The organism is Blastococcus sp. SYSU D00820 (genome assembly GCF_054050695.1).
Genome location: NZ_JBJGZW010000001.1, coordinates 53322 through 75540 on the forward strand (window position 1 = coordinate 53322; position 22219 = coordinate 75540).

General features: G+C 76.8%; 20 protein-coding genes. 5 read left to right on the forward strand and 15 right to left on the reverse strand.

Features of this window, described 5'->3' with window-relative positions; genetic code table 11:
• Positions 1-25 precede the first annotated feature (25 nt).
• The gene (locus tag ACI79R_RS00245; protein WP_456571561.1) at positions 26-589 is read left to right on the forward strand and encodes a TetR/AcrR family transcriptional regulator; all 564 of its coding nucleotides are present in this window, start codon (positions 26-28) and stop codon (positions 587-589) included.
• A gap of 7 nt (positions 590-596) precedes the next feature.
• On the opposite strand, the gene ACI79R_RS00250 is transcribed toward ACI79R_RS00245, so the two are convergent.
• Together ACI79R_RS00250 and ACI79R_RS00255 are read right to left on the reverse strand one after the other, a co-directional pair.
• Entirely contained in the window at positions 597-1820 is a 1224-nt protein-coding gene (locus ACI79R_RS00250) for a metallophosphoesterase (RefSeq protein WP_456571562.1), read from the reverse strand.
• 76 nt (positions 1821-1896) lie between these two features.
• Positions 1897-3459: a CYTH and CHAD domain-containing protein gene (locus ACI79R_RS00255; RefSeq protein ID WP_456571563.1), complete on the reverse strand. Its 1563-nt coding sequence runs from the start codon at positions 3457-3459 to the stop codon at positions 1897-1899.
• A 208-nt stretch (positions 3460-3667) separates the two neighbouring features.
• Between ACI79R_RS00255 and ACI79R_RS00260 the strand changes: the two genes are divergently transcribed.
• The gene (locus tag ACI79R_RS00260; protein WP_456571564.1) at positions 3668-4561 is read left to right on the forward strand and encodes a PRC and DUF2382 domain-containing protein; all 894 of its coding nucleotides are present in this window, start codon (positions 3668-3670) and stop codon (positions 4559-4561) included.
• A gap of 32 nt (positions 4562-4593) precedes the next feature.
• Here ACI79R_RS00260 and ACI79R_RS00265 read toward each other — a convergent pair whose 3' ends face one another.
• The 10 genes from ACI79R_RS00265 to ACI79R_RS00310 all read right to left on the reverse strand — a co-directional run bounded on the left by ACI79R_RS00265 (position 4594) and on the right by ACI79R_RS00310 (position 12803).
• On the reverse strand, positions 4594-5355 hold the full coding sequence (locus ACI79R_RS00265; protein ID WP_456571565.1) for a nitrilase-related carbon-nitrogen hydrolase: 762 nt from the start codon (positions 5353-5355) through the stop codon (positions 4594-4596).
• Positions 5352-6539, reverse strand: a complete 1188-nt coding sequence (locus tag ACI79R_RS00270; protein WP_456571566.1) for a pyridoxal phosphate-dependent aminotransferase — start codon at positions 6537-6539, stop codon at positions 5352-5354. Before ACI79R_RS00270 ends, ACI79R_RS00265 begins: the two co-directional genes overlap by 4 nt.
• Positions 6536-7978: an RNB domain-containing ribonuclease gene (locus ACI79R_RS00275; RefSeq protein WP_456571567.1), complete on the reverse strand. Its 1443-nt coding sequence runs from the start codon at positions 7976-7978 to the stop codon at positions 6536-6538. The genes ACI79R_RS00270 and ACI79R_RS00275 overlap by 4 nt, the downstream gene beginning before the upstream one ends.
• Positions 7979-7988: 10 nt before the next feature.
• The gene (locus ACI79R_RS00280) at positions 7989-8213 is read right to left on the reverse strand and encodes an RNA-binding S4 domain-containing protein (RefSeq protein ID WP_456571568.1); all 225 of its coding nucleotides are present in this window, start codon (positions 8211-8213) and stop codon (positions 7989-7991) included.
• Positions 8210-8938 carry an MOSC domain-containing protein gene (locus ACI79R_RS00285; RefSeq protein ID WP_456571569.1) on the reverse strand — a complete coding sequence of 243 codons (729 nt, stop codon included), beginning with the start codon at positions 8936-8938 and terminating at the stop codon, positions 8210-8212. The genes ACI79R_RS00280 and ACI79R_RS00285 overlap by 4 nt, the downstream gene beginning before the upstream one ends.
• The gene (locus tag ACI79R_RS00290) at positions 8935-9864 is read right to left on the reverse strand and encodes an aldose epimerase family protein (protein WP_456571570.1); all 930 of its coding nucleotides are present in this window, start codon (positions 9862-9864) and stop codon (positions 8935-8937) included. The genes ACI79R_RS00285 and ACI79R_RS00290 overlap by 4 nt, the downstream gene beginning before the upstream one ends.
• Before the next feature lie 128 nt (positions 9865-9992).
• Positions 9993-11021: a hypothetical protein gene (locus ACI79R_RS00295; protein ID WP_456571571.1), complete on the reverse strand. Its 1029-nt coding sequence runs from the start codon at positions 11019-11021 to the stop codon at positions 9993-9995.
• The gene (locus ACI79R_RS00300; RefSeq protein ID WP_456571572.1) at positions 11018-11668 is read right to left on the reverse strand and encodes an RNA polymerase sigma factor; all 651 of its coding nucleotides are present in this window, start codon (positions 11666-11668) and stop codon (positions 11018-11020) included. Before ACI79R_RS00300 ends, ACI79R_RS00295 begins: the two co-directional genes overlap by 4 nt.
• A 56-nt stretch (positions 11669-11724) precedes the next feature.
• Positions 11725-12195 carry a GNAT family N-acetyltransferase gene (locus tag ACI79R_RS00305; RefSeq protein ID WP_456571573.1) on the reverse strand — a complete coding sequence of 157 codons (471 nt, stop codon included), beginning with the start codon at positions 12193-12195 and terminating at the stop codon, positions 11725-11727.
• Positions 12192-12803 (reverse strand): TetR/AcrR family transcriptional regulator, encoded by a 612-nt coding sequence (locus ACI79R_RS00310; protein WP_456571574.1) that lies wholly within the window; start codon positions 12801-12803, stop codon positions 12192-12194. The genes ACI79R_RS00305 and ACI79R_RS00310 overlap by 4 nt, the downstream gene beginning before the upstream one ends.
• A gap of 95 nt (positions 12804-12898) precedes the next feature.
• Between ACI79R_RS00310 and ACI79R_RS00315 the strand changes: the two genes are divergently transcribed.
• Both ACI79R_RS00315 and ACI79R_RS00320 read left to right on the forward strand, forming a co-directional pair.
• Positions 12899-14062, forward strand: coding sequence for an acyl-CoA dehydrogenase family protein (locus tag ACI79R_RS00315; protein ID WP_456571575.1), 1164 nt, complete (start codon positions 12899-12901; stop codon positions 14060-14062).
• Between the two features lie 79 nt (positions 14063-14141).
• Positions 14142-14651 carry a DUF1707 SHOCT-like domain-containing protein gene (locus ACI79R_RS00320; protein ID WP_456571576.1) on the forward strand — a complete coding sequence of 170 codons (510 nt, stop codon included), beginning with the start codon at positions 14142-14144 and terminating at the stop codon, positions 14649-14651.
• 6 nt (positions 14652-14657) lie between these two features.
• Here the strand turns inward: ACI79R_RS00320 and ACI79R_RS00325 are convergent, their stop codons facing one another.
• From ACI79R_RS00325 to ACI79R_RS00335, 3 genes are all read right to left on the reverse strand, one after another.
• Positions 14658-16115: a wax ester/triacylglycerol synthase domain-containing protein gene (locus ACI79R_RS00325; RefSeq protein WP_456571577.1), complete on the reverse strand. Its 1458-nt coding sequence runs from the start codon at positions 16113-16115 to the stop codon at positions 14658-14660.
• A gap of 132 nt (positions 16116-16247) precedes the next feature.
• Positions 16248-17015, reverse strand: coding sequence for a glycerophosphodiester phosphodiesterase (locus ACI79R_RS00330; RefSeq protein WP_456571578.1), 768 nt, complete (start codon positions 17013-17015; stop codon positions 16248-16250).
• Positions 17016-17188: 173 nt separating this feature from the next.
• Positions 17189-18799, reverse strand: a complete 1611-nt coding sequence (locus ACI79R_RS00335; protein WP_456571579.1) for a methyl-accepting chemotaxis protein — start codon at positions 18797-18799, stop codon at positions 17189-17191.
• 469 nt (positions 18800-19268) lie between these two features.
• Between ACI79R_RS00335 and ACI79R_RS00340 the strand changes: the two genes are divergently transcribed.
• On the forward strand, positions 19269-22160 hold the full coding sequence (locus tag ACI79R_RS00340) for a putative bifunctional diguanylate cyclase/phosphodiesterase (protein WP_456571580.1): 2892 nt from the start codon (positions 19269-19271) through the stop codon (positions 22158-22160).
• Positions 22161-22219: the final 59 nt, after the last annotated feature.

Genomic DNA, 22219 nt, shown 5'->3' on the forward strand with positions numbered 1-22219 from the left:
CTGCGGACGTGACATCTTGAGCCCCGTGTCGCGGGAGCCATCGAACCGCCGCCGCGCGGACACCCGCCGGCGGATCTACCTCCAGGCCATGGACCTGTTCCGGCAGCGCGGCTACGAGCACGTCAGCGTCGGCGACATCGCCACCGCCGCGGGGATCTCGGTGCCGACGTTCTACGCGCACTTCCCGAGCAAGGAGCAGATCGTGCTGCCGCTGCCGCGGCGCGAGGAGATCGACGCGGTGCTGGCCGGGCAGCCCGCCGAGCAGCCGGTCGTCGACCGCATCCGCGGTGCCATGCGCGCGTGGCTGTCCGCGTTCCAGGGGCCGGAGCGCGAGGAGCTGCTGGACCGGTGGCGGATCGTGGTGTCCACGCCGGGCCTGCGCAACCGCGCCGCCGAGTACGAGCGGGCGACCGCCGGGCTGGTCGTCGACGCGCTGCCCGAGCAGGGCACCGAGCTCGCCGCCCAGCTGGCGGTGACCCTGCTGCTGTCGGCCTACACCCAGATCCTCGTGCACTGGGCGGAGTCCGACGGGCGCAGGGAGCTGGAGGAGGTCACCGAGGACGTGCTCGCGACGCTGCGCCGGCTGTGAGGCGCGCTCAGGCGCCCGGGGACCGCAGCTCCACCACGGCGACCTCCGGCCGCGCCCCGATCCGCATCGGCGGGCCCCAGTAGCCGGCGCCGGTGGTCACGTACAGCTGGGTGTCCCCGAACCGCGCGTGCCCCTCGACCACCGGCTGGTCCAGCCGGATGGCGTAGTCGAAGGGCCACAGCTGCCCGCCGTGGGTGTGGCCGGACAGCTGCAGGTCCACGCCCGCGGCCCGGGCCTGCTCGACCATCACCGGCTGGTGGGCCAGCAGCACCACGGGCACGGCGTCGTCGCGCCCGTCGAGCGCGGCGTCGAGGTCCGCACCGTGCCCGGGGACGCCCGAGCCGATCGCCGTCCGGTCGTCGATGCCGGCGAGGTCGAACGACGCCCCGCCTCGCCGGATCGGCACCCGCTCGTTGCGCAGCACGTCGACGCCGAGGGTGGGCAGGTGCCGCAGCCAGGCCTCGGTGTCGACGAAGTACTCGTGGTTGCCGGTGACGAAGTAGACCCCCTGGTCGCTGACCAGGTCGGCCAGCGGGGCCACCTCCTCGCGCAGCTCGGCGACGTCGCCGTCCACCAGGTCGCCGACGATCGCGACGACGTCCGGCTGCTGCTCGTTGACCAGCTCCACCAGCCGCTCGAAGCGGCGGCCGCCGTAGGTGGCCGAGAGGTGGCCGTCGGAGAAGGTGACGATCCGCAGGCCGTGCAGCGCCGGGTCCAGGCCGGCGATCGTGATCGGCACCCGGCGGACCGCGGGGGTCGAGTTGGCCAGGTACAGCCCGGTGCCGGCGGTGCCGAGGGCGACCGCGCCGGCGGTCAGGGCGAGGCCGCGGGAGAGGAGGAGCCGCCGGGGGAGGACCGGGGCCGCGACCTCGCCGTCCTCCGGACCGCTCCCGGGGCCCGGTGCCGTGTCCGGCTGGGGTTCGGCCGCTGGTCCGTCCCTGCGCGGAGCCCTCTCGGCCGCCCTCGGCGCGACGACCCTGCCCAGCACCCACCGCACCGGCTCCAGCACCAGCAGCGCGAGGAAGGCGTAGAAGGCGATGCCCAGCCAGGTGTAGGCCACCCAGTCCAGCGGGGCGGCGGCGTCGGGGGCCAGCGTGCGCCGCAGCAGGATCGCCGACACGGGCAGCAGCCCGAGGAGCACGACCAGCAGGGTGCCGAGCCGGCGGGCGCGGCCGGGGCGGGTGGTGCTGCGCACCAGCCGCCACCACAGGTAGGCGTGCAGCAGGACCATCGCCAGGGCGACGACCGTGCCGAAACCGAGCAGGCCGATGAGGGACAGGGGGAGCCTCGTTCCGGAAGCGGGGACGTCAGGCGGACTTCGCGACGGCTCGCACCGCCGGACGCAGCCGCGGCTCCATCCTCCAGAACGCCGCCGCGGCCTCCGCGCACCGGGCCTCCTCCAGCGCGTGCAGCCGCCCCCACGTCCAGGTGTCCTCCCCGGCGCCGACCGCCGCCCGGGCCAGCCGCAGGCACTCCTCCCGGGTCGCCACGGTGTCCTGCACCGCGCCCAGGGCGTCCTGCACCTCCTGCATCGCGGCGACCAGCGCCGCGGCGGGCTCGCCCAGGTGCGGCGTGGCGACCTCGGCGGTGTAGCGCACCCGCTTGGCCGCCTTGCGCACGTCGTGCAGCGCCGCTCCGCCGTCGCCCTCGGCGGCGCGGGCGGCCTCGATCCGCTCGGCGAGCCGCCGGCCGGTCCGGCGGACCGCGGCGGCCAGCACCGGCCGGGCCGGCTCCTCCGCACGGCCGGTGAGCGGGGGGTCGGCCACCAGTGCGGCCAGCGCGTCGAGCACGGCCAGGTACCGGCGGTCGGCCAGGGTGCGCAGCGCCCGCCGGCGCCCGGTCTCGGCGTCGCGGACCACGGCCGTCTGCAGCCGGGCCACCACCGGACCGCGCACCAGCTCGGGCGGCTGGGCGTCGACCAGCGCCCGCAGGTGGGTCAGCGCGACCTCGCCGTCGCGGGCGGCCGACAGCTGGGCGCCCACCCAGCGCAGCTCCTCGCGGACCGGCTCGGTCGCCTCCCGGTCGAGCACCGGCCGGAACGCGGCCAGGATGCTGCGCAGCCGGCGGCAGGCGACCCGCACGTCGTGCACGCCCTCGGGGGCGCCGGTGCGCAGCGCGACGTCGGCCTGCTGCAGCGCGTCGAGCTGGGCGGCCACCGCGGCGACGACCACCTCGCCGGCGGACGGCCCCGGGGCGCCCTTCCCCTTCTTCCTGCGCTTCTTCTTCCCCCCGCTCTCCCCGCCGGCCCCCGACGGTGTGGGCAGCCGGTCGGCCAGCACCCGGGCCAGCTTGGACGGCGAGTCGGACGGCACCGCGCCCGCCTCGGTGAGCGCCGCGCCCACGGCGGTGAGCAGCTCCTCGTCCCCGTCGACGAGCTCGACCTCCAGCTCGCGCCAGGTGAGCACGGTGGTGGCGCCGTCCTCCCCCGTCGTCGTGCCGGTGACCCGGTCGTCGGCGACCTCGGCCAGCACCCGCCCGGCGTCGTCGCGCAGCAGGGTGACCACGCGGGTGGTGCGCAGCGTGGCCACCGGGAGGAGGGGCGCGCCGCGCAGCAGGCCGCGCACCGGATCGGTGACGGCCTTCGGCGGGGTGGTGCGACGGGCCACCAGCGGGGCGTGCACCTCCTGCCGGGCCCCGGCGGCGGCCGGCAGCTTGAGGTGCCAGCCGGCGTCGGTGCCGCCGGTGCGCCGCCGGAGGGTGACGCGGGCCCGGGCCAGGCGCAGGTCGGTGGTGTCCAGGTAGGTCGCCTCGAGCCGGTGCTCGACCGGCTCGTCGACGCCCGCGACGCCCCCGACGCCGCGCAGGTCCGGCAGCGAGTACTCGGGACCGGGTACGTACTTGCGCTCGACCTCCAGGTGGCCGGGGACCACGGGCTCCTCCTCGCTGGGCGGTGCGGTCTCGCCGCCGCGTCGTCCCCGACCGTAGGGGAGCCCGCAGCCGCTCGCCGGTCGCGGGGGGCCTCCGCGGAGCCTCCCGGCACGGCCGCCTGACCGCGATGTTCGCGGAACGGGGTCGCTGGGCACGCCTGCGGGTCGAACCACCCCGACGACGGGGCGGTCAGCGGAGGGGAGACCACCCATGTTGAGTCAGCGCGAGGTGTCCGCCGCGATCGGGGCCCCGGCCTACGGGCCCGACGGCGAGAAGATCGGCACCGTCGAGCACTTCTACGTCGACGACCGCACGGGCGCGCCGACGTGGGCCGCGGTCACCACCGGCCTGTTCGGCACCCGCCACTCGATCGTCCCGGCGGTGGACGCGACCTTCTCCGACGGCGGCCTGCGGGTGCGCGTGGGCAAGGACGCGGTCCGCGCGGCGCCGCAGCTGTCCGGCGAGCACCTGGACCCGGGGGACGAGGCGGCGCTGCGCCGGCACTACGGCCTGGACACCGCCGCGCCGGCCACCGCGGAGACCTCCGCACGGCCGCCGGCGCCCGCCCAGCCGGCTCCCCCGGCGGCAGCCCCTGCGGAGCCCGCCGCCCAGGGTCCGTCGACCGGGCCGATCCCGGTCGTGGCGCCGCCGGCCCCGCCGCCTCCGGCGGCCCAGTCCGGCCAGCCGGCGCAGCCCGCTCAGCCCGCTGGCGACGGCGCGATGACCCGCAGCGAGGAGCGGCTGGCCGTCGGCACCGAGCGGGTCGCCGTCACCCGCACCCGGGTGGTCAAGTACGTGGTCACCGAGGAGGTGCAGATCACCGTGCCGATCCGCCGGGAGGAGATCCGGCTGGAGGAGGTGCCGCTGGACGCCCCGGACCCCGGCCCCGGCGAGTCGCTGGTCAGCGGGGGCGCCGTGCCGACGGGCGGCCTGCCCGAGGAGATCGTGCTGCACGCCGAGCGGCCGGTGGTCAGCGTCGAGGTCGTGCCGGTCGAGCGGGTGCGGCTGCGGGTGGAGACGGTGACCGGCACCGAGCAGGTGACCGACCAGGTGCAGCGCGAGCAGGTCGTGGTGGAGCAGACCCCGACCCGCAGCGGAGGGTGAGCGGCGAGGTTTCCTCGCCGCCCGCCCTCCGCCTAGGAGCGGCGGTCGGGGAGGAAGCGCAGCCGGTCGCGGGTGGCAGCCACCTCGGCGGGGTCGACGTCGGCCAGGACGACGGTCTCGACGCCGGCCGCGGTGGCCAGCAGCTCGCCCATCGGGCTGACCACCCGGCTGTCGCCGGCGTGCTCGGTGCCGTCGCCGGCCGCGCCGACCCGGTTGCAGCCGACGACGTAGGCCTGGTTCTCGATGGCCCGCGCCTGCAGCAGCGCCTGCCAGTGGGTGCGCCGCACGGCCGGCCAGTTCGCCGTCACCAGGTAGACGTCGGTGGACGGCGCCGCGGCCCAGAAGACGTCGGCGAAGCGCAGGTCGTAGCAGATGAACGGGGTGATCCGCAGGCCGCCGATCTCCACGGTCACCGGCGCCTCGCCGGCGCGGAACCGCTCGTGCTCGCCCCCGTGGGTGAACGGGTGCAGCTTCCGGTAGCGGTGCACCGTGCCGTCGGGACCGGCCAGGACGAACGAGTTGAACGGCAGGTCGCCGTCCGGCGCGATCTCGGGGCAGCTGCCGGCCACCCACACGCCGTGCTCGGCGGCCTGCCCGGCGAGGAAGCGGGCCGAGGGGCCGCCCTCGGGCTCGCCGATGCCCGGCGTCATCGAGAAGCCGGTGGAGAAGGTCTCGGCCAGCAGCACCAGCTCCGCCCCGGCGGCGGCCGCGCGGGCCACCTGGGGCGCCAGCCGGGCGAAGTTGGCCTCCCGGTCCTCCCAGACGATGTCGTGCTGCACCGCGGCGATCCTCACCCGCCCATCCTGCCCAGGCGCGCGACCGCCTCGGCGAGCACCTCCTCGCGCTTGCAGAACGCGAAGCGCACCAGGTGCCGGCCCAGGTGGGCGTGCCCGGGCGCGTAGAAGACCTCCATGGGGACGGCGACCACGCCGGCCCGCTCCGGCAGCGAGCGGCAGAAGGCGACGCCGTCGCCGTCCGGCTGCAGCGGGCGGACGTCGACCGTGGCGAAGTACGTCGCCTGCGGGACGACGACCGGCAGGCCGGCCGCCCGGAGCCCCGCCACCAGGAGGTCGCGGCGGCGCTGCAGGTCGCGGGCGATGCCGGCGAAGTACGTGCCGGGCAGCCGGAGCCCGGCGGCGATCGCCGGCTGGAACGGCCCGCCGTTGACGTAGGTGAGGAACTGCTTGACCGTGCGGACGGCGGTCACCAGCTCGGCCGGCCCGCAGATCCAGCCGACCTTCCAGCCGGTGGTGCTGAACGTCTTGCCACCGCTGCCGACGACGAGGGTGCGCTCGCGCATGCCGGGCAGGCCGGCGATGGAGACGTGCGCGGCGCCGTCGAACACCAGGTGCTCGTAGACCTCGTCGGTCAGCACGAGGAGGTCCGCGTCGAGGGCCAGCTCCGCGATCGCGGCCAGCTCGGCACCGCCGAACACCGTGCCGGTCGGGTTGTGCGGGGTGTTGAGCAGCAGCAGCCGGGCCCGCGGGGTGACCGCGGCGCGCAGCTGCGCCGGGTCGAACGTCCAGGGGCCGGTGCCGTCGGCCGGCGGGCGCAGCGGCACCGGACGGACGACGCCGCCGGCCATCGCCACCGCGGCGGCGTAGCTGTCGTACATCGGCTCGAACAGCACGACCTCGTCGCCGGCCTCGAGCAGCGCGACCAGCGCCGCGGTCAGCGCCTCGGTGGCCCCGGCGGTGACCAGCACCTCGTCGGCGGGGTCGTAGGACAGCCCGCGGAACCGGGCCAGGTGCTCGGCGACCGCCGTCCGCAGCTCGGGCGTGCCCGGGCCGGGCGGGTACTGGTCGGCCCCGGTGCCGATGGCGGCGCGGGCGACGTCGAGGACCTCGGGCGGGCCGGCGTAGTCGGGGAAGCCCTGGCCGAGGTTGATCGAGCCGGTGGCCACCGCCAGGGCGCTCATCTCGGCGAAGATCGTGGTCCCGAACCCGGCGAGGCGGGCCGAGAGGTACGGCCGCCTCACGGCCCCGCCACCTCGAAGGCGACCGTGCGCCGGGCGACGTCGGCCGCGGTGAGCCGCACCCGCACCCGCGTGCCGGCCCGCAGGCCGGCGCCGCGGCAGCGCGCCCGGACCGCCAGCTCCTCGAGGACGACGGTCGCCCGCTCGCCCTCGGCGTCGACGACCACCGCGGGGAAGACCTCTCCCACCCGGTCCTGCAGCAGCCAGGCCTCCACGGCGTCGAGGACGGCGCGCTCGACCGCCCGCGTGCGCCGGTCGCTGGCCGCCATGAGCCCGGGCAGCTCCGGCAGCACCGCGCGCACGGCGGGGTCGGGCCCGCGGCCCGCGGCCAGGGCGAGGCACACCTCGGTGCCGAACCGGTCGACCAGCCGGCGCAGCGGCGCGGTGACGTGCGCGTACGGGGCACCGACCCCGGCGTGCACGGTCAGCCCGGGCGGCGCGCCGTCGAACGGGGTGTAGGCGGCACCGCGCAGCAGCGCCCCGGCCTCCTCGAGGAAGGCCGCGGCCCGCGGCTCCGCGGCGTCCAGCCCGGCGAGCACGGCACCGGGGCCGGCGCCCTCGGGCCAGCCGACGCCGAGGGCGCCGGCCACCAGGCGCAGCCGTCCGACGTCGGCCGCGGGGGCCGGCGGCAGGGTGCGGAGCAGGCCCACGCCGCCGTCCAGCATCAGCCGGGCGGCGCAGCGGCCGGTGAGCAGGGAGATCTGCGCGTTCCACGTCTCCACGGGCAGGTCGGCGCGGAAGGCCAGCGCCCAGCGGCCGTCGGGAGCGCGGCGCACCTCCTGGTCCGGGGTGCCCAGCTCGATCGCCCCGCGGTCGAGGGCCTGCTCGACCAGCAGGCGGCCCAGCCGGGGCAGCAGCGCGAGCGGCTCCGGGAGGGTGCCGGCGTCGGCCTGCTGCTGCACGGCCGGATAGGCCAGCTGGGCGCGGCTGCGCACCCGGGCCCGGACCAGGTCGACGGCGACCACGGTGCCGTCGGCGGCCAGGTCGATCGTCCAGAGCGCGGCGGCCCGCAGCTCCCCGGGCAGCAGGCTCGCCGCGCCCTCGCTGAGCACCGGCGGGTGCAGGGGCGTGCGGCGGTCGGGGCTGTAGAGGGTCTGGCCGCGGCGGCGGGCCTCCGCGTCGAGCGCGCTGCCCACCGGGACGGCCGCGCCGACGTCGGCGATGGCGTAGCTGACCCGGTAACCCGCGCCGCGCGGCGCGAGGTGCACGGCCTGGTCGAGGTCGCGGCTGCCCTCGGGGTCGAGGGTGACCAGGGGCAGGTCGGTGGCATCCCGCTCGGGCAGCGGGGGCGCCGCCGCCACGGCCGTGGCCTCGGCGAGCACCGCGGCCGGGAACTCCTCGGGGACGTCGAGCTCCGCCCGGATCGCGGCGAAGTCGGGCCCGGCCTCGACCGGCCAGCGGGGCAGCCGCCGCCGGGCGGCGGTCTCCGGTCCGCGTTCCACGTGGAACCCCTCAGCCGATCCGGACGTCCTCGGCGCCCTCGATGGAGACGACGTCGCCGGCGCGCAACTGCCGGCCGCGGCGCTCCTCGGGCTCGCCGTTGACCCGCACGGCGCCGGTGACCAGGACGTCCTTCACCTGGGCGCCGGTGGGCACGGCGTCGACCAGCTTGAGCAGCTGGCCGAGCCGGATGGTGTCCTCGCCGGGGCGGAGGGAGACGGTGCGCACGCCGCTCATCCTCCCCCGGGCTCGACGGTGAGCCGGTCGCCGACCGCCACGGCGCCGGGCCCGGCCACGCGCGCGCCGACGGCGAGGTCACCGCCGCGCTCGCGGTGCACGGTCCTGAGCACGCCGGTGTCCCGGCCGATGCCCCCGGGCTGCGGCCGGGTCACCATCACGCAGCGGGGCACCCGCCCGCCGACGTCCAGCAGCGCGCCGCCCAGCCGGACCCGCGCGCCGACCAGGTCGTCCTCGCCCGCGCCGTCGAGCAGCACGTTGGCCCGGAAGCGGCGGCGGTCCCAGGTGCCGAGCGTGCCGGTGGAGACCAGTGAGACGCGGATGCCCGAGCTGTCGTGGAAGGCGCCACCGGCGCCGGTGAAGGCGTCCCAGTCGTACTCGTCGTCGCCACCCACCCCGAAGGGGTTCTCGTAGCGCCGCTCGCCGGCCTCGTCCGGCGCCGCGCGTAGCGCCACCGGGCGCCCCAGCCAGGCCGACAGGTCCGCGTCGTCGGATGTGACGGACCCGTCCGGCAACACCACCTCCACCCCGCCGTCCGCGCGCAGCCGGCCGGTGGCGAACAGCAGGTCGGGCACCCGGCGGGCGGTGAGCCCCAGCCCGGTCTCCCGGTCGAACAGCGCCCACTGCCGGTCGCCGGTCAGCCCCTCCGGACCGACGTCGACCGCGGCCAGCCGCTGCCCCTGCAACGACTTGACCGGATACCGCCACAGCTCGGCGACCCTCACGCCGGCGTCCAGGACAGCGTCCAGGTGCCCGCCCAGTCGGCGCCCGGCTCCAGCACCACGAGGTCGACGCCGTCGGCCAGCGCGTTGGGCGGGCAGGTCATCGGCTCGACGGCCACCGACCGCCGCCGCTGCCCCTCCGGCAGGGTGTCGCCGGTGTAGGCCTGCAGCCACGGCCAGGCGCCGTCCACCGCGAGCTCCACCGCGCCGGCCGCGCCCCGCAGCCGCACGCGGGCCCAGCCGTCGGCGTCGCGCTCCAGATCGGTGAGCGGGTCGTCGAGCGCCCGCTCCCCCAGCCGGCCAATCCGCCCGTCGAACGGGCGGCGGCCACCGGTGGGCAGCCCGCCCTCGGTCTCCAGGGCGGTGCGGGCCGGGAGGGTGAGCTCGGCGTCGCCGATGCCGCCGTCCGCGCCGGCGCCGACGGCCAGGTAGGGGTGCATGCCGACGCCGAACGGCGCCGGGTCCGCCCCGGCGTTGCGCACCCGCACCGTCACCGTGAGCCGGTCCGGCGCGAGCGCGTAGTCGAGGGCCGCGGCCAGCCGGAACGGATAGCCCGGCCGGGGCTCGACGAGGGTGCCGACGGTGACGGCGTCGGAGAAGCGCGTGAGGACGGCGAACGGCTGCCAGCTGACCAGCCCGTGCGCGGCGTTCGGCGTGGCCGCCGAGGCGACGTCGAGCTGGAGGTCGCGCCCCTGCCACCGCCACTGCCCGTCGCGCAGCCGGTTCGGCCAGGGCAGCAGCACCCCGCCGCGCCGTCCGGCCGGCACGGCGCCCGCCGGATAGCCGTCGACGACCTCCCACCCGCCCACGGTCAGCGCGCGGATGCCGCCACCGCGCAGATCGACCGCGAGCCGGGCGTCGCCCGCGACGAGCTCGACGTCGAGCGGCTGGGTCGGCGGCCAGGCGGTGTGCGGCGGAACGCTGGTCATGGCGCCAGCCCACCACAGGCCGGGGACGGAGCGCGACGGCAGACGGCCTCTCGGACACGTCCCCGCGAACCTCGTGCTCTGCCCGCAGGAGGGGGCAGAGCACGAGGTCGCCGGGCTACCGATCGGCCTCAGGCCCCCCGGCTCACCCCGTCGGCGAGCTGCACGACCTGCTCCGGGGTGAGGTCACCGGGGGCCTGGACGGCGAAAGCCGTCCCGTCGGGCAACCAAGCCTGCAGGTACCAGTCCCGCTGGTCGCCGCCTCCGGACACGTGCAGCAGCGAGGCCGGCTGCCCCTGCACGACCACCTCCTCGACCGGCCCCACCGCGCCCGGCACCAGCTCGAGCACCCGGTCGGCCGGGGCCGCCTCCGCGAGCAGCGAGACGGTCATCCCGCGCTCGGGGTCCCCGGGGTCGGCGAGCCGGACGACGCGGCCGTCGTCCTTGAGGAAGTCCAGCACCCAGCCGGCCGGCGCGAGGTGCAGCTGCACGGGAATCGCCTGCGGGCTGTCGACCAGCCGGCCGCCGAGGTCGGTGAGGACGCCCACGTCCGCGTACCGCCCCGACCCGACCAGCAGCACCCACTGCCCCGGAGTGCGCTCCCACTCCAGGTAGACGGTGCGGGCGTCGTCGACCTCGGGGTTCATGACCACCACCCGGGCCGGCCGGCCGGCGACCGTGGCGGTTCCCTCGACCACCGAGCCCTCGGGCAGCCCCTCCGCCAGCGGCGTGGCCGAACCGCTCGCGTGGACGGCCAGCCGGTCGGGGGAGCCCCCGCTGCCGGCGTACTGCAGCACGGTCGCGCCGGTGGCGTCGGCGCCGAAGACGGGGCCGGTGGTCCCCGGCGGTGGCTCCGGCAGGGCGAGCGGGGCCAGCGGCAGCGCGAAGTCGACCAGCGCGACGCCGTCGGCCCCGGCGCCCGGGCGCGGCGGCGCGGGAGCATCCGGGCCGGAGACGAGGACCGCCGCCGTCCAGGCCGCGGCGACGGCCACCACCGCCGTCCCGATCCGCAGCGCCGGCCGCCGGCGCGGCGGCCGGCGGCGGGACGCGCGCGACGTCCCGATCTCCTCGAGCAGCGCGGCGCGGGCGGCCGCGCGGGCGGCGGGGGTCAGGGCCGGCCCGTCGGGACCGGCCTCGCGGAGCAGGGTGACCTCGTTCATCGGGGGTCCTCCGGGGAGTCGTCGGGGACGAGCGGGCCGAGCGCGGCGCGGGTCCGCCGGCGGGCGCGGTGCAGGCGGGAGCGGACGGTGCCGACGGGCACGTCGAGGACGGCGGCGATCTCCTCGTAGCCGAGCTGCCCCCAGGCGAACAGCAGCAGGACGTCGCGGTCGCGCTCCTCGAGCCCGGCCAGCGCCGCGGCCAGCGGACCGCGCAGCGCCTGCGCGTCGAGCCGCCCGGCGTCGTCGGCGGGATCGCCCCCGGGGTGCTGTGCCTCGCCCGCCGCCCGGGCCAGCGCCCGGTACCGGCGCCGCTCGGCGCGCGCGGCGCCGTGCACCAGGTTTGTGGCGATGCCCAGCAGCCACGGGCGCAGGTCCAGCCGCTCCGGCCGGTACTCGGCGCGGCGGCGGAAGGCCACCAGGAACGTCTCGCTGAGCAGGTCGTCGGCGAGCTCCCCGATCCGGCGGCCGAGGTAGCGGTGCACCGCGTCGGCGTGCCGGTCGAAGAGCGTCGCGAACTGCTCGGGGTCCTCGAGCGACCGCGCCACCAGCTCGGCGTCGGAGGGGAGGCGGTCGGGGAGGGCGGTCAGCCGGGGCGGGTCCGCGGGCGGCCCCGACGACAGGGCGGGCGCGGGCGGTGGGCTCGTCACACCCCTCCATGTCCGCACCGCCGGATCGGGTTCACGCCCGCCTGCGCCCGGTGGCATCAGGCGGGGCCGAGCACCCGCTCGTAGTACAGCGAGCAGCCGGCGTCCGGATCGTCCGCGTACCGGCCGAACGCGCCGATCGGCCGGTAGCCGGCGCCCTCGTACAGCGCGATCGCCTCGGGCTGGCGCGGGCCGGTCTCCAGCCGCAGCGTCGTCCACCCGCGCTCGCGCGCCGCGGCCTCCAGCCCGCCGAGCACCGCCTTGGAGATCCCGCGGCCCCGGGCCTCCGGGACGACATACATCCGCTTGACCTCCGCGACGCCGTCGGCCAGGCCGCGCAGCGCGCCGCAGCCGAGCGCCCGCCCGTCGGGGTCGCGGGCGACGAGGACCACGGCGACGTCGGCCGCGGACGGCGGGGTGCCGGGCTCGCCGTCGCCGTCGTACCGGGCCCGCAGCTCGGCCTGCTGGGCGGCGGTGAGCGTCCGGACGTCCTCGTCGTCCCAGGCCGCCGGGGTGATCGTGACGGTCACCGGCTCACCCCGTGCAGCAGCAGCGCGGCCAGCTCCCGGTAGGCGGCGGCGTCGCTGAGCCCGGTGGCCCGGGCGGTGTCGCCGCGCACGATCCGGAACATCAGCGTGGTGACGGTGTCGGCGACCAGCTCCGGGTGCACCCGGCGGAAGCGGCCCTCGGCCACGCCCTCGTCGACCAGCTGCCGCACCCGGTCGGCGGCCAGCGCGGTGTTGCGCTCGTAGACCGCCCGGCCCGGGGCGAAGTCGTCGAGGTCCCGGTAGAACGCCGGACCGGCGGGGGCCAGCGCGCGGGCGACGGCGTCGAGGTAGGCCGTCACCCGGCGGGCCGGGTCCTGCTCGGTGGCCGTCCACTCCTCGACCCGGGCGGTGGCCTTGCGGAAGAAGTGCCGCACCACCCGGACGGCGAGCTGCTCCTTGCTCTCGGCGAGGGCGTAGAGCGTGCTCTTGGAGCAGTGCAGGTAGGCGGCGAGGTCCTCGAGCGTCCACTGCGCGAAGCCCGCGCGGAGGAACAGCTCCTCGAGCTGGTCGAGCAGCTCGGCCTGGCGGGGCGTCAGCCGCCGCTCGGCGGGCTCGGCGGACAGCGACGCCGCGCGCGTGGACCCGGTCACGCCACCTCCTCCGGACTCGACCGGCCGACAGCTTCCCCCAGGACCGCGAACAGTACTGCGGTACCGTCCGGGGTACTGCCGATCCGGAGGTCCCCGTGCCCGTCGACCGCGAGCTGCCCACCCGCGAGGCCGAGGACCTCATCGCCCTCACCCGCGAGATCGCCGACGCCGAGCTGGCGCCGAAGGCGGCCGCCCACGAGCGCGAGGAGCGCTTTCCGCGCGAGGTGTTCCGGCTGCTCGGCGAGGCGGGGCTGCTCGGCCTGCCCTTCGGAGAGGACGTCGGGGGCGGCGGTCAGCCGTACGCGGTGTACCTGCAGGTCGTCGAGGAGCTGGCGGCCCGCTGGGCGAGCGTCGCGCTCGGCGTCAGCGTGCACACGCTGGCCTGCTTCCCGGTCGACCGGTTCGGCAGCGAGGCCCAGCGCCGGGACCTGCTGCCGGACATGGTCGGCGGCTCCCTGCTGGGCGCCTACTGCCTGTCCGAGGCCCACGCCGGCTCCGACCCCGCCGCCATGCGCGCGAGCGCCCGGGCCACGAGCGAGGGCTGGCTGGCCGGCGGGGAGAAGGCGTGGGTCACCCACGGCGGGCACGCCGACTTCTACTCGACGTTCCTCCGGACGCCGGACGACGGCCCCAAGGGCATCAGCTGCTTCCACCTCACCCCCGACCTGCCCGGGTTCGGCGCCGCGCCGCCCGAGCAGAAGATGGGGCTGACCGGCTCGACCACGGCGGCCATCCGGCTGGACGACGTCCCGGTGCCGGCCGACCGGCTGGTCGGCGAGCGGGGCCGCGGGCTGGCGATCGCCCTGGCCGCGCTCGACTCCGGCCGGCTCGGCGTCAGCGCGGTCGCCGTCGGCCTGGCGCAGTCCGCCCTCGACGTCGCCGTCGCCTACGCCCGGGAGCGCGAGGCCTTCGGCAAGCGGATCGTCGACCACCAGGGCGTGGCCTTCCTACTGGCCGACATGGCCGCGGCCGTCGAGTCCGCCCGCGCCACGTACCTGGTCGCGGCGCGGCGCAAGGACGCCGGCAAGCCCTACGCCCGCCAGGCCAGCATCGCCAAGCTGGTGGCCACCGACGCGGCCATGAAGGTCACCACCGACGCCGTCCAGGTGCTCGGCGGAGCCGGCTACACCCGCGACCACCCGGCCGAGCGGTACATGCGCGAGGCCAAGGTCATGCAGATCTTCGAGGGCACCAACCAGATCCAGCGGATGGTGATCGGCCGGCACCTGGCGGCCGGGCCGGTGCCCGCCGCCGGCTGACCCGGCACGCCGGGTTCCACGTGGAACCCGTGACGTCCGTCAGTGGTGCGGCCGCTCGCCGGCGGACCAGACTGGGCGCATGCCCGCCCCGCACCTGCGCGCCGCCGACTCCGACCGCGCCGCCATGGCCACCGTGCTCGGGGAGCACATGGCCGCCGGGCGGCTGACCGTGGCCGAGTACGAGGAGCGGCTGGCCGCCGCCTACGCCGCCAGGACCTACGGGGAGCTCGACGACCTGGTCGCCGACCTCCCGGCACCCCGCGCCACCGGCGTGGCGGCACCCGAGCCGCGCACGGAGCCGGCGCAGGGCGCCTGCCAGCCGTGGGGGGCCTGGGGCATGGGCATGCACGCCTGGGGCTGGGGCGGCTGGGCCGGTGGCTCGTCGCTGCGCGCGGCCTGGGCGAGCTGGCTGACCACCTCTTTGATCGTGGTCACCATCTGGCTGGCCACCTCGATCGGCTCGGGCGACCTGCTCTACCCGTGGCCGGTGTGGGTGGTCGGCCCGTGGGGGGCGGTGCTGCTGGCGCAGACGCTCACCGCCGACCGGCGGGACGGCCGCCGCGAGCTGGGGTCGGGCACCGGCGGCTGAGCCCGGTCAGCGCGTCGCGGCCACCCGCTCCGGCCGGGACGCCGCCGGCACCGACTCCAGCGCGCCGGCGAGCTCGGCGTCGAAGGCCTCGACCAGCCGCTCCGGATCCGGGACGACGCCGCGGTCGGTGCCGAAGCCCACGGTGACCTCCCCCGCGTAGCTGAAGACGCACGCGGTGACCGCCTGCCGGCCGCTGCACGGCGCCCAGCCGACCACCCCGGCCACCGTCGCCCCGGCCAGGGCCATGCGGCCGCGCGGGCCGGGCACGTTGGTGAGCACCCCGACCGCCTTGTCGGCGAGCAGCTCGGTCGCCGCCGGCCCGACCGGTGACGGGCTGCGCGCCAGCACCCCGGCCAGTCCGGCGGTGATCACCGGCTCCCAGGAGTTGCGGATGCGCAGCACCCGCCGGCGCACCTCGCGCAGCCGCGCGGGAAAGCCGGCCGGCCCGTGCGGGAGGACGGCGAGCACCAGCGCGAAGTGGTTGCCCAGCTCCGGCGGCGGCTCGGCGCCGGCCGGCTCGAGGTTGACCGGCACCATCCAGGCGAGGTCCTGGTCGCGGTCGGCGACGTCCCACCGCTTGCCGGGGGTGGGATGGTCGGCCAGGTAGCGGTGCACCGCGCCGGCGACCAGCGTCAGGCAGACGTCGTTGACCGTGCCGCCCGAGGCGCGGGCGAGGTCCTGCAGCACCCGCAGCGGCACCGGCTCACCCCAGGCCGCCGTCTTCCCGGTGCCCGGCGGGGCGGTCGCCAGGGCGTTCTCCGGATTGGTCCACAGCGCGAGCTTGGTGAGGCTGCCGGCGGTGTTCAGCGCGGCGAGCCCGGCGTCGGCACCGGCGCCGGCCACCTTCTCCGGCCGCAGGCCGCGCGGCAGGAGGCCGGTGACCGAGGCCGCGGCGTCCACGAGCGGCCCGGCACCCAGCCGGCGGGCCAGCCCGGTGAGCGCGCCGACCGGGTCCAGCCCGGCGCGGCCGGGCCCGCTGCGGCCCACGGTGGCGGCCAGCCCGGTGTCCTCCGCGACCGGCTCGAGGATGCCGAGCATCACCTGCACGAGCCGGACGCCGTCGGCCATGGCGTGGTGGTAGCGCTGCACCACGGCGCTGCCGCCGCGGTAGCCCTGCAGCAGGTGGATGGTCCACAGCGGGTGCGCGCGGTCGATCGGCTCGCCGCGCAGCGCCGCCACGTACGCCTGCAGCGCCGCCCGGTCGCCGGGCGCCGGCACGTCCCGGACGACGACGTGCCGGTCGAGGTCGAAGTCCGGGTCGTCCTCCCAGGACGCCGTCCGCACCACGCCGCCGTGCAGCACCGGTCGCTGCGAGAACACCGGGAACCGGCCGACCAGCCGCTCCGCGACCACCTCGCGCAGCCGGTCGGGGTCGACCGGCTCCTCGGTCCACAGCACCGAGGTGATCGTCATCAGGTGCTCCGGCCGGTCCAGCTCCAGCCAGAGGCTGTCCTGCGGGGGCATGCGCCGACGCGCCACGGGGACCTCCCTGTCTCCGTCCGGCCCCGGCGCGACCAGGTCCGGGGGCGGTTCGCAGGCAGGAACGAGAGAGGGCCCGGAGGGGATACGCCGGGCGGGAGGGGGCCGGCCGCCGCGTCAGCCGGCCACGACGGCCGCCGGCCGGCTCGCGCGGGTGCGCAGCAGCCCGGCGGGGTCGTCGGTGCACAGCAGGTCGGCGCCGAGGGCGGCCACCTCCTCGGCCTCGGCCGGGTCGTTGACGACCCCCACCCCCACGAGCAGGCCCCGGGCCCGCACCCGCGCGACGACCGCCGGGTCGGCCCGCACGTGCGCGAGATGCAGGTGCACGTCGGTCAGCCCCCGGGCGCGGGCGCGCAGCGCGGCGAGGTCGGGGTCGACCGAGGGCGCCACGATGAGGGCACCGGAGACGGTGCCGCACCCGGCGAGCGCCGCCGCGGTGTCCAGGTCGAACGAGGTGGTGACGACCCGGTCGGCACCCGGCAGCCGGCGGCGCCGGTCGGTGAGCAGCGCGGCGAGCAGTCCGGCGGTCCGCCGTGCCTCGGGGCCGCCGATCTCCGGCTTGACCTGGGTGAGCACCATCGCCCCGGCAGCGGCGGCCAGGTCGAGCACCTGCACCAGGCTGGGCACGGCGGTGCCGCCGGGCAGCGGAACGGCGCGCAGCTCCGCCCAGGACGTCGCCGCGACCACGGGGCCGGCGCCGGCGCCGGTGGCGAGGACGCGGCCGAGGTCCGCGTCGTGGGAGAGCACCAGGACGCCGTCGGCGGTGGTGCGGACGTCGACCTCGACGCCGTCCGCCCCGGCATCGAGGGCCGCGGTGAGGGCGGCGACGGTGTTCTCGGGGAACGCCGGGTGGAGGGGTGTGCCGCGGTGGCCGATGACGCGCATGGCCGGCACGCTCCCGGCGCCGCACGGCGGCCCGGTGACGACGACGCGAGCCGCGGGTGGCCCGTGCGTGAAGCCGCGCGGCCGGAGCGGGTGGCGGAACGACGAGGGCCCGGCAGCCGGCGCTGCCGGGCCCTCCCCGCGGCCGGTCCGGTCGGCCGCGGGGAGCGCCGTGGTCAGTAGGTGAAGCGGCCGACCGTGGTCCGCAGGTCGGCGGCCATGCGGGAGAGCTCGTCGACCGCCGTGCGGGTCTGGGTGAGCGCCTGGGTCGTGGAGTCCGCCGCGGTCGAGACGCCGGTGATGTTCTCCGCGATCTGACCCGACCCCTGAGCGGCCTCCTGGACCGACCGCGACATCTCGTTGGTGGTCGCCGTCTGCTCCTCCACCGCGCTGGCGATGGTGGTCTGGCGGTCGGAGATCTGCGCGACGATCTGCGAGATCTCCCCGATCGCCGTGACGGCGTCCCCGGTGTCGGCCTGGATCGCCTGCACCCGCCGCGCGATGTCCTCGGTCGCCTTGGCCGTCTCCTGCGCCAGCTCCTTGACCTCGTTGGCCACCACCGCGAAGCCCTTCCCGGCCTCACCGGCCCGGGCCGCCTCGATCGTGGCGTTCAGCGCCAGCAGGTTCGTCTGCTCCGCGATGCTGGTGATCACCTTCACCACGTTGCCGATCTCCGCCGACGACTCACCCAGCTTCGCCACCGTCGCCGTCGTCGTCTCCGCCGCCGTGACGGCGCGCGCGGCCACCTCCGACGCCTCCGCGGCGTTGCTCGCGATCTCCCGGATCGACGCACCCATCTGCTCGGCACCGGCCGCCACCGTCTGCACGTTCCGGCTGACCTCCTCGGCCGCCGAGGACACGACACCCGACTGCGCCGAGGTCTCCTCCGCCGACGCCGAGATCTGCGCCGACGACGCCGACAGCTCCTCCGACGACGCGGCCACCGCGTCGGCGGACGCGGCCACCGTCCCGAGGACCGACCGCAGGCTCGTCTGGGCCGTGGCGAGCGAGGCGGCCATCCGGCCGAGCTCGTCGGCCGAGCGCACCTCGGGGCTGACCGTCAGGTCACCCTTGGCGAGAGCATCCACGGAGCCCTGCACCGAGCGGACGGTGCGCACGATCTGCCGGACGACGAGCACGCCGATCAGCGCGGCGACGGCGATCCCGAGGGCGAGCGCCGTCCACAGGGTGTAGCGCGCCGTCGTGGCGAGGTCCTGTCCCGCGGCGGCGTCCGCCCGGGCGTCGGCGGCCTGCCGCTCCTGCTCGGCGCCGAAGGCGTCGGAGAGCTGACGACCGGCCTCGGCCAGGGTGCCGTTCGCGACGGCCAGCGCGTTCCGGATGTCACCGGTCCGGGTCGCGGGGACCAGCTGGGTCTCGACCACTCCGTAGTAGGTGTCGATCGCGTCCTGCAGTCCGGCCGCGTCAGCCGGGTCGTTCAGCGTCGCGACATAGGCCTCCCACTGCTGGTCGAACGTCTCCCGCCGCTCCGCCAGCTCCGGCTCCAGGCTGGCCCGCGTCTCGGGGGAGAGCCCGTAGAGGATGTAGCGGGCACGCGAACCCTGGAAGGTCCGCTGCGCCTCGCCCAGCTTGTTGAGCGGGACGATCGAGTCCTCGTAGAGGGTGTCGCCGGCGTCGGCCAGGGTGCCGATCCGCTGGACGGCCAGGACGGTGAGGGCGGACGCGACGATCGCCAGGACGGCGAGCGCGGCGCCGATCTTGACGCCGATCGGACGGTCGGCGAACCAGCGCGCCCGACGGTGCCGGGCGGGCAGGGCGGGTGCGGTCATGGGAGTTCTCCAGTGAGCGGGTGATGCACGGCTGGGACGGGATCCGTCGCGCCGGGATGGACCGACGTACAGGTCGTCGAGTGGCGTATCGGCGACGGACGGGAAATTAGGACGGATCCGGCCGTTTGCGTTCACTATTTCGACGTGTCCTGCACGATCCGTGCAGATCGTTCGATGACCCGTTCCTGCCGTGTCGACATGACTCCGTCCCGGCGATCCGGAACGGCTCCAGGTCGCCGACGGGCTCGTCGACGCGGGTCGCGCGGTCGGCACCCACGCAGACCCCGCCCGTGCCGTTCCCGTGACCGCCAGGACGGCGACCGACGGACGTCCGGACGGGACCACAGCACCCTTGCGGAGGAGAGAGGCATGCGAGGCCTCAAGCCGAGACGCGATCGGCCGATACCTGGCGGGAAGGCGGATCCCCGGGCCGGACGTCGGCGCCGGGCCGGACAGGACGGGAGGCACCGTGGACGACGCGACAGCACTGGCGGGGACCTCCACGGTGACCACGCGGCTGCTGCTGCGCGTCGTCGCCGCGCGCGGCACCGAGGGAGCGGTCGAGCGGGTGCTCGACCGGGCAGGACTGGCCGACCGGCGGACGCTGCTGCAGGGCATCCGGGGCCGGGTGTCGTATTCGGAGAAGCTGCGCCTGTTCGAGGCAGCGGCCGAGGAGCTCGGGAACCCGCGGATCGGGCTGGCACTCGGCGAGGCGGCCATGTCCGACCCCGCGGTGACGACGCTGCGGCGCGTACTGGTGACGTTCGGGACGCCGGCGGGCCTGCTCCGTCAGATCTCGCGGATCGCGACCCGGCTGGACACCTGCACGGTCTTCCGCTGCGAGTCCGCCGACGACGGGTCGGCACGGCTGAGCTGGCGGGTGCTGCCGCCGCACTCCCCCGGTCGGGTGGACTGCGACTACAACATCGGGATGCTCCGCGAGGCTCCGGTGCTGTTCGGGCTCCCGCAGGCGGTCGTCGAGCACTGGACCTGCCAGGTCGACGGCGCCCCCCAGTGCGAGTACACGGTCACGTGGCAGGAGCCGCACGCGACCTCCCGGTGGCGCCGCCGCGGCCGGAGCCGCCCGACGCCCCGGCGAACGGACCACGCGCCCGTCGCTGATGCGGAGGAGCGGCTGCACGACCTGCAGGCAGCGGCCACCGACCTGCTCAGCGGAGACTCGCTCGAGGACACCCTCGACCGCGTCGCCGCACGCGCGGACCGCGCCGTGCACGCCCCCGGCTACGTGCTCGACGTCCGGCTGCCCCACGGGAAGCGGCACGTGCGCTCCCGTGGCCTGGGCTCCTCGGTGCTGGCCGCGCTCGGGGAGCGGCGGCTCGAGGTCGGCTGCCGGCAGGTCGGGGGCACCTCCGTCCTCGCCGTCCCGGTCACGTCCGCGACGCGGGACTACGGCGTCCTCGCCGTCGTCGGCTGGCCCGGCCAGGAGCCCTTCCCCGGCGACGTCGAGCTGCTCACCGCGTACGCCCGGCATGCGGCAGTGGCCATCGAGATGACGGCGTCCCTGGCCGAGGCACGCGAGCAGGAGGAGACCGCACGCCTGCTGCTCAGCGTCGCGCGGTCGCTCACCGGGCGCCGGGAGGCCCAGCAGATCGCCCAGACCGTCGCCGACGCCGTGCCCAGCCTCTGCGGCGCCGATCGCGCCGCCGTCGCCCTGTGGGATGCGGAGACCGAGTCCGTCTGGATCGCCGGCCTCAGCGGATGGCCGCCGGACCTGGCCGAACGGGCGGCCGGCTTCGTCACGAGCACGGCGGACAGCCCCGAGCTGTGCGAGCTGATCGCCGTGGGCGCCCCGATGCTGGTCGACCGGTCGAGCTCGCCGTGGGCGGACGCGGTCCTGACCGACTTCGACGTGACCGCGATGGGCGGGGTGCCGATCACGGTCGACGACCGGCTCGTGGGGATCGTCCTCGCCTACTGGGCGCACAGCAGGCCGCCGGCCTCGCTCGGCGAGGGGATCACCGAGCGGATGTGGGGACTGGCCGGCCTGGCCGGGGTCGCCCTGGACAACACCCATCTGCTCGACGAGATCCGGCGCCGGGCCGCGCACGACCCGCTCACCGGCCTGCCGAACCGGGTGCTCCTCGACTCGAGGCTGCGGACCGCCCTGGGCCGACCCGATCGCCCGGGGGCGAGCACCGCCCTGCTCTTCTGCGACGTCCGCCGGCTCAAGCGCGTCAACGACAGCCTCGGGCACGGCGCCGGCGACGAGGTGCTCGCGGAGGTCGCCCGCCGGCTGCGGTCGGCGGTCCGGGACCACGACACCGTCGCCCGGTTCAGCGGCGACGAGTTCGCCGTGCTGCTCCCCGGCACGCCGGAGTCCGGCGTCCGGGAGGTGGCCGACCGCATCCACCGGTCCCTGGTGGCCCCGGTGCGGACGGGGCACGACGAGGTGTTCGTCGACCTGGCCATCGGCGTGGCCGTGACCGAGTCGTCCGGGCACCTGTCCGACGGCGACGTCCGCGACCTGGCACAGGACCTGCTCGAGCGCGCCGAGGAGGACATGCGCCGCCGCACGCCCGGTTCCGGTGCACCGCGCGAGCAGCGGGCACGCGAGCACCTGCGTCTGGAGACCGACCTGCACGGCGCGGTCGAGCGCGGGGAGATCGAGGTCCACCTGCAGCCGCAGGTGGACCTCGCCGCCGGCCGCGTCGTCGCCGTCGAGGCGCTCGCGCGCTGGCAGCACCCCGTCCTCGGGTCCGTCCCACCCGACGCGTTCGTCCCCATCGCCGAGGCCAGCGGCCGCATCCGGGCCATCGGCGACCACGTCCTGCGGGAAGCGTGCCGGATCGTCGCGGCCTGGCACGCGGACGGGCTGGACGTCGAGGTGGCCGTCAACGTCTCCGCCGTCCAGCTCACCGATCCCGACTTCGCCGGATCCGTGCTCCGCGTCCTCGCCGGGACCGGGCTGCCCGCGCGCTCGCTGATCCTCGAGGTGACCGAGAGCCAGGTGCTCACCGAGGTCGCCACCCGCCACGGCCACCTGGAGCGCCTCCGGGCCCTGGGTGTGGGCATCTCCGTGGACGACTTCGGGACCGGCTACTCCTCGCTGGCCCAGCTCCAGCGCCTGCCGGTCACCGAGCTCAAGATCGACCGGTCCTTCACGTCGCAGCTCGCCGAGGCCACGCCCTCGTCGCCGCTCGTGGCCGGGATCATCGGCCTCGCCCACGGCCTCGGCCTCCGCGTCGTGGCCGAGGGCGTGGAGACGTGCGCCCAGTCGGAGGCGCTGCAGGGCATGGCCTGCGACCGGGTCCAGGGCTACCTGTTCGGCCGTCCCGCCGCGCCCGCGGCCGTGCGGGACGCCCTCCTCGCCGACGCCCGAACATCCCCCGCGCCGCACTGACGCAGGACCCGTCGGGAACGACAGCGGCCCCCGGGATGTCCCGGGGGCCGCTGTCGTCG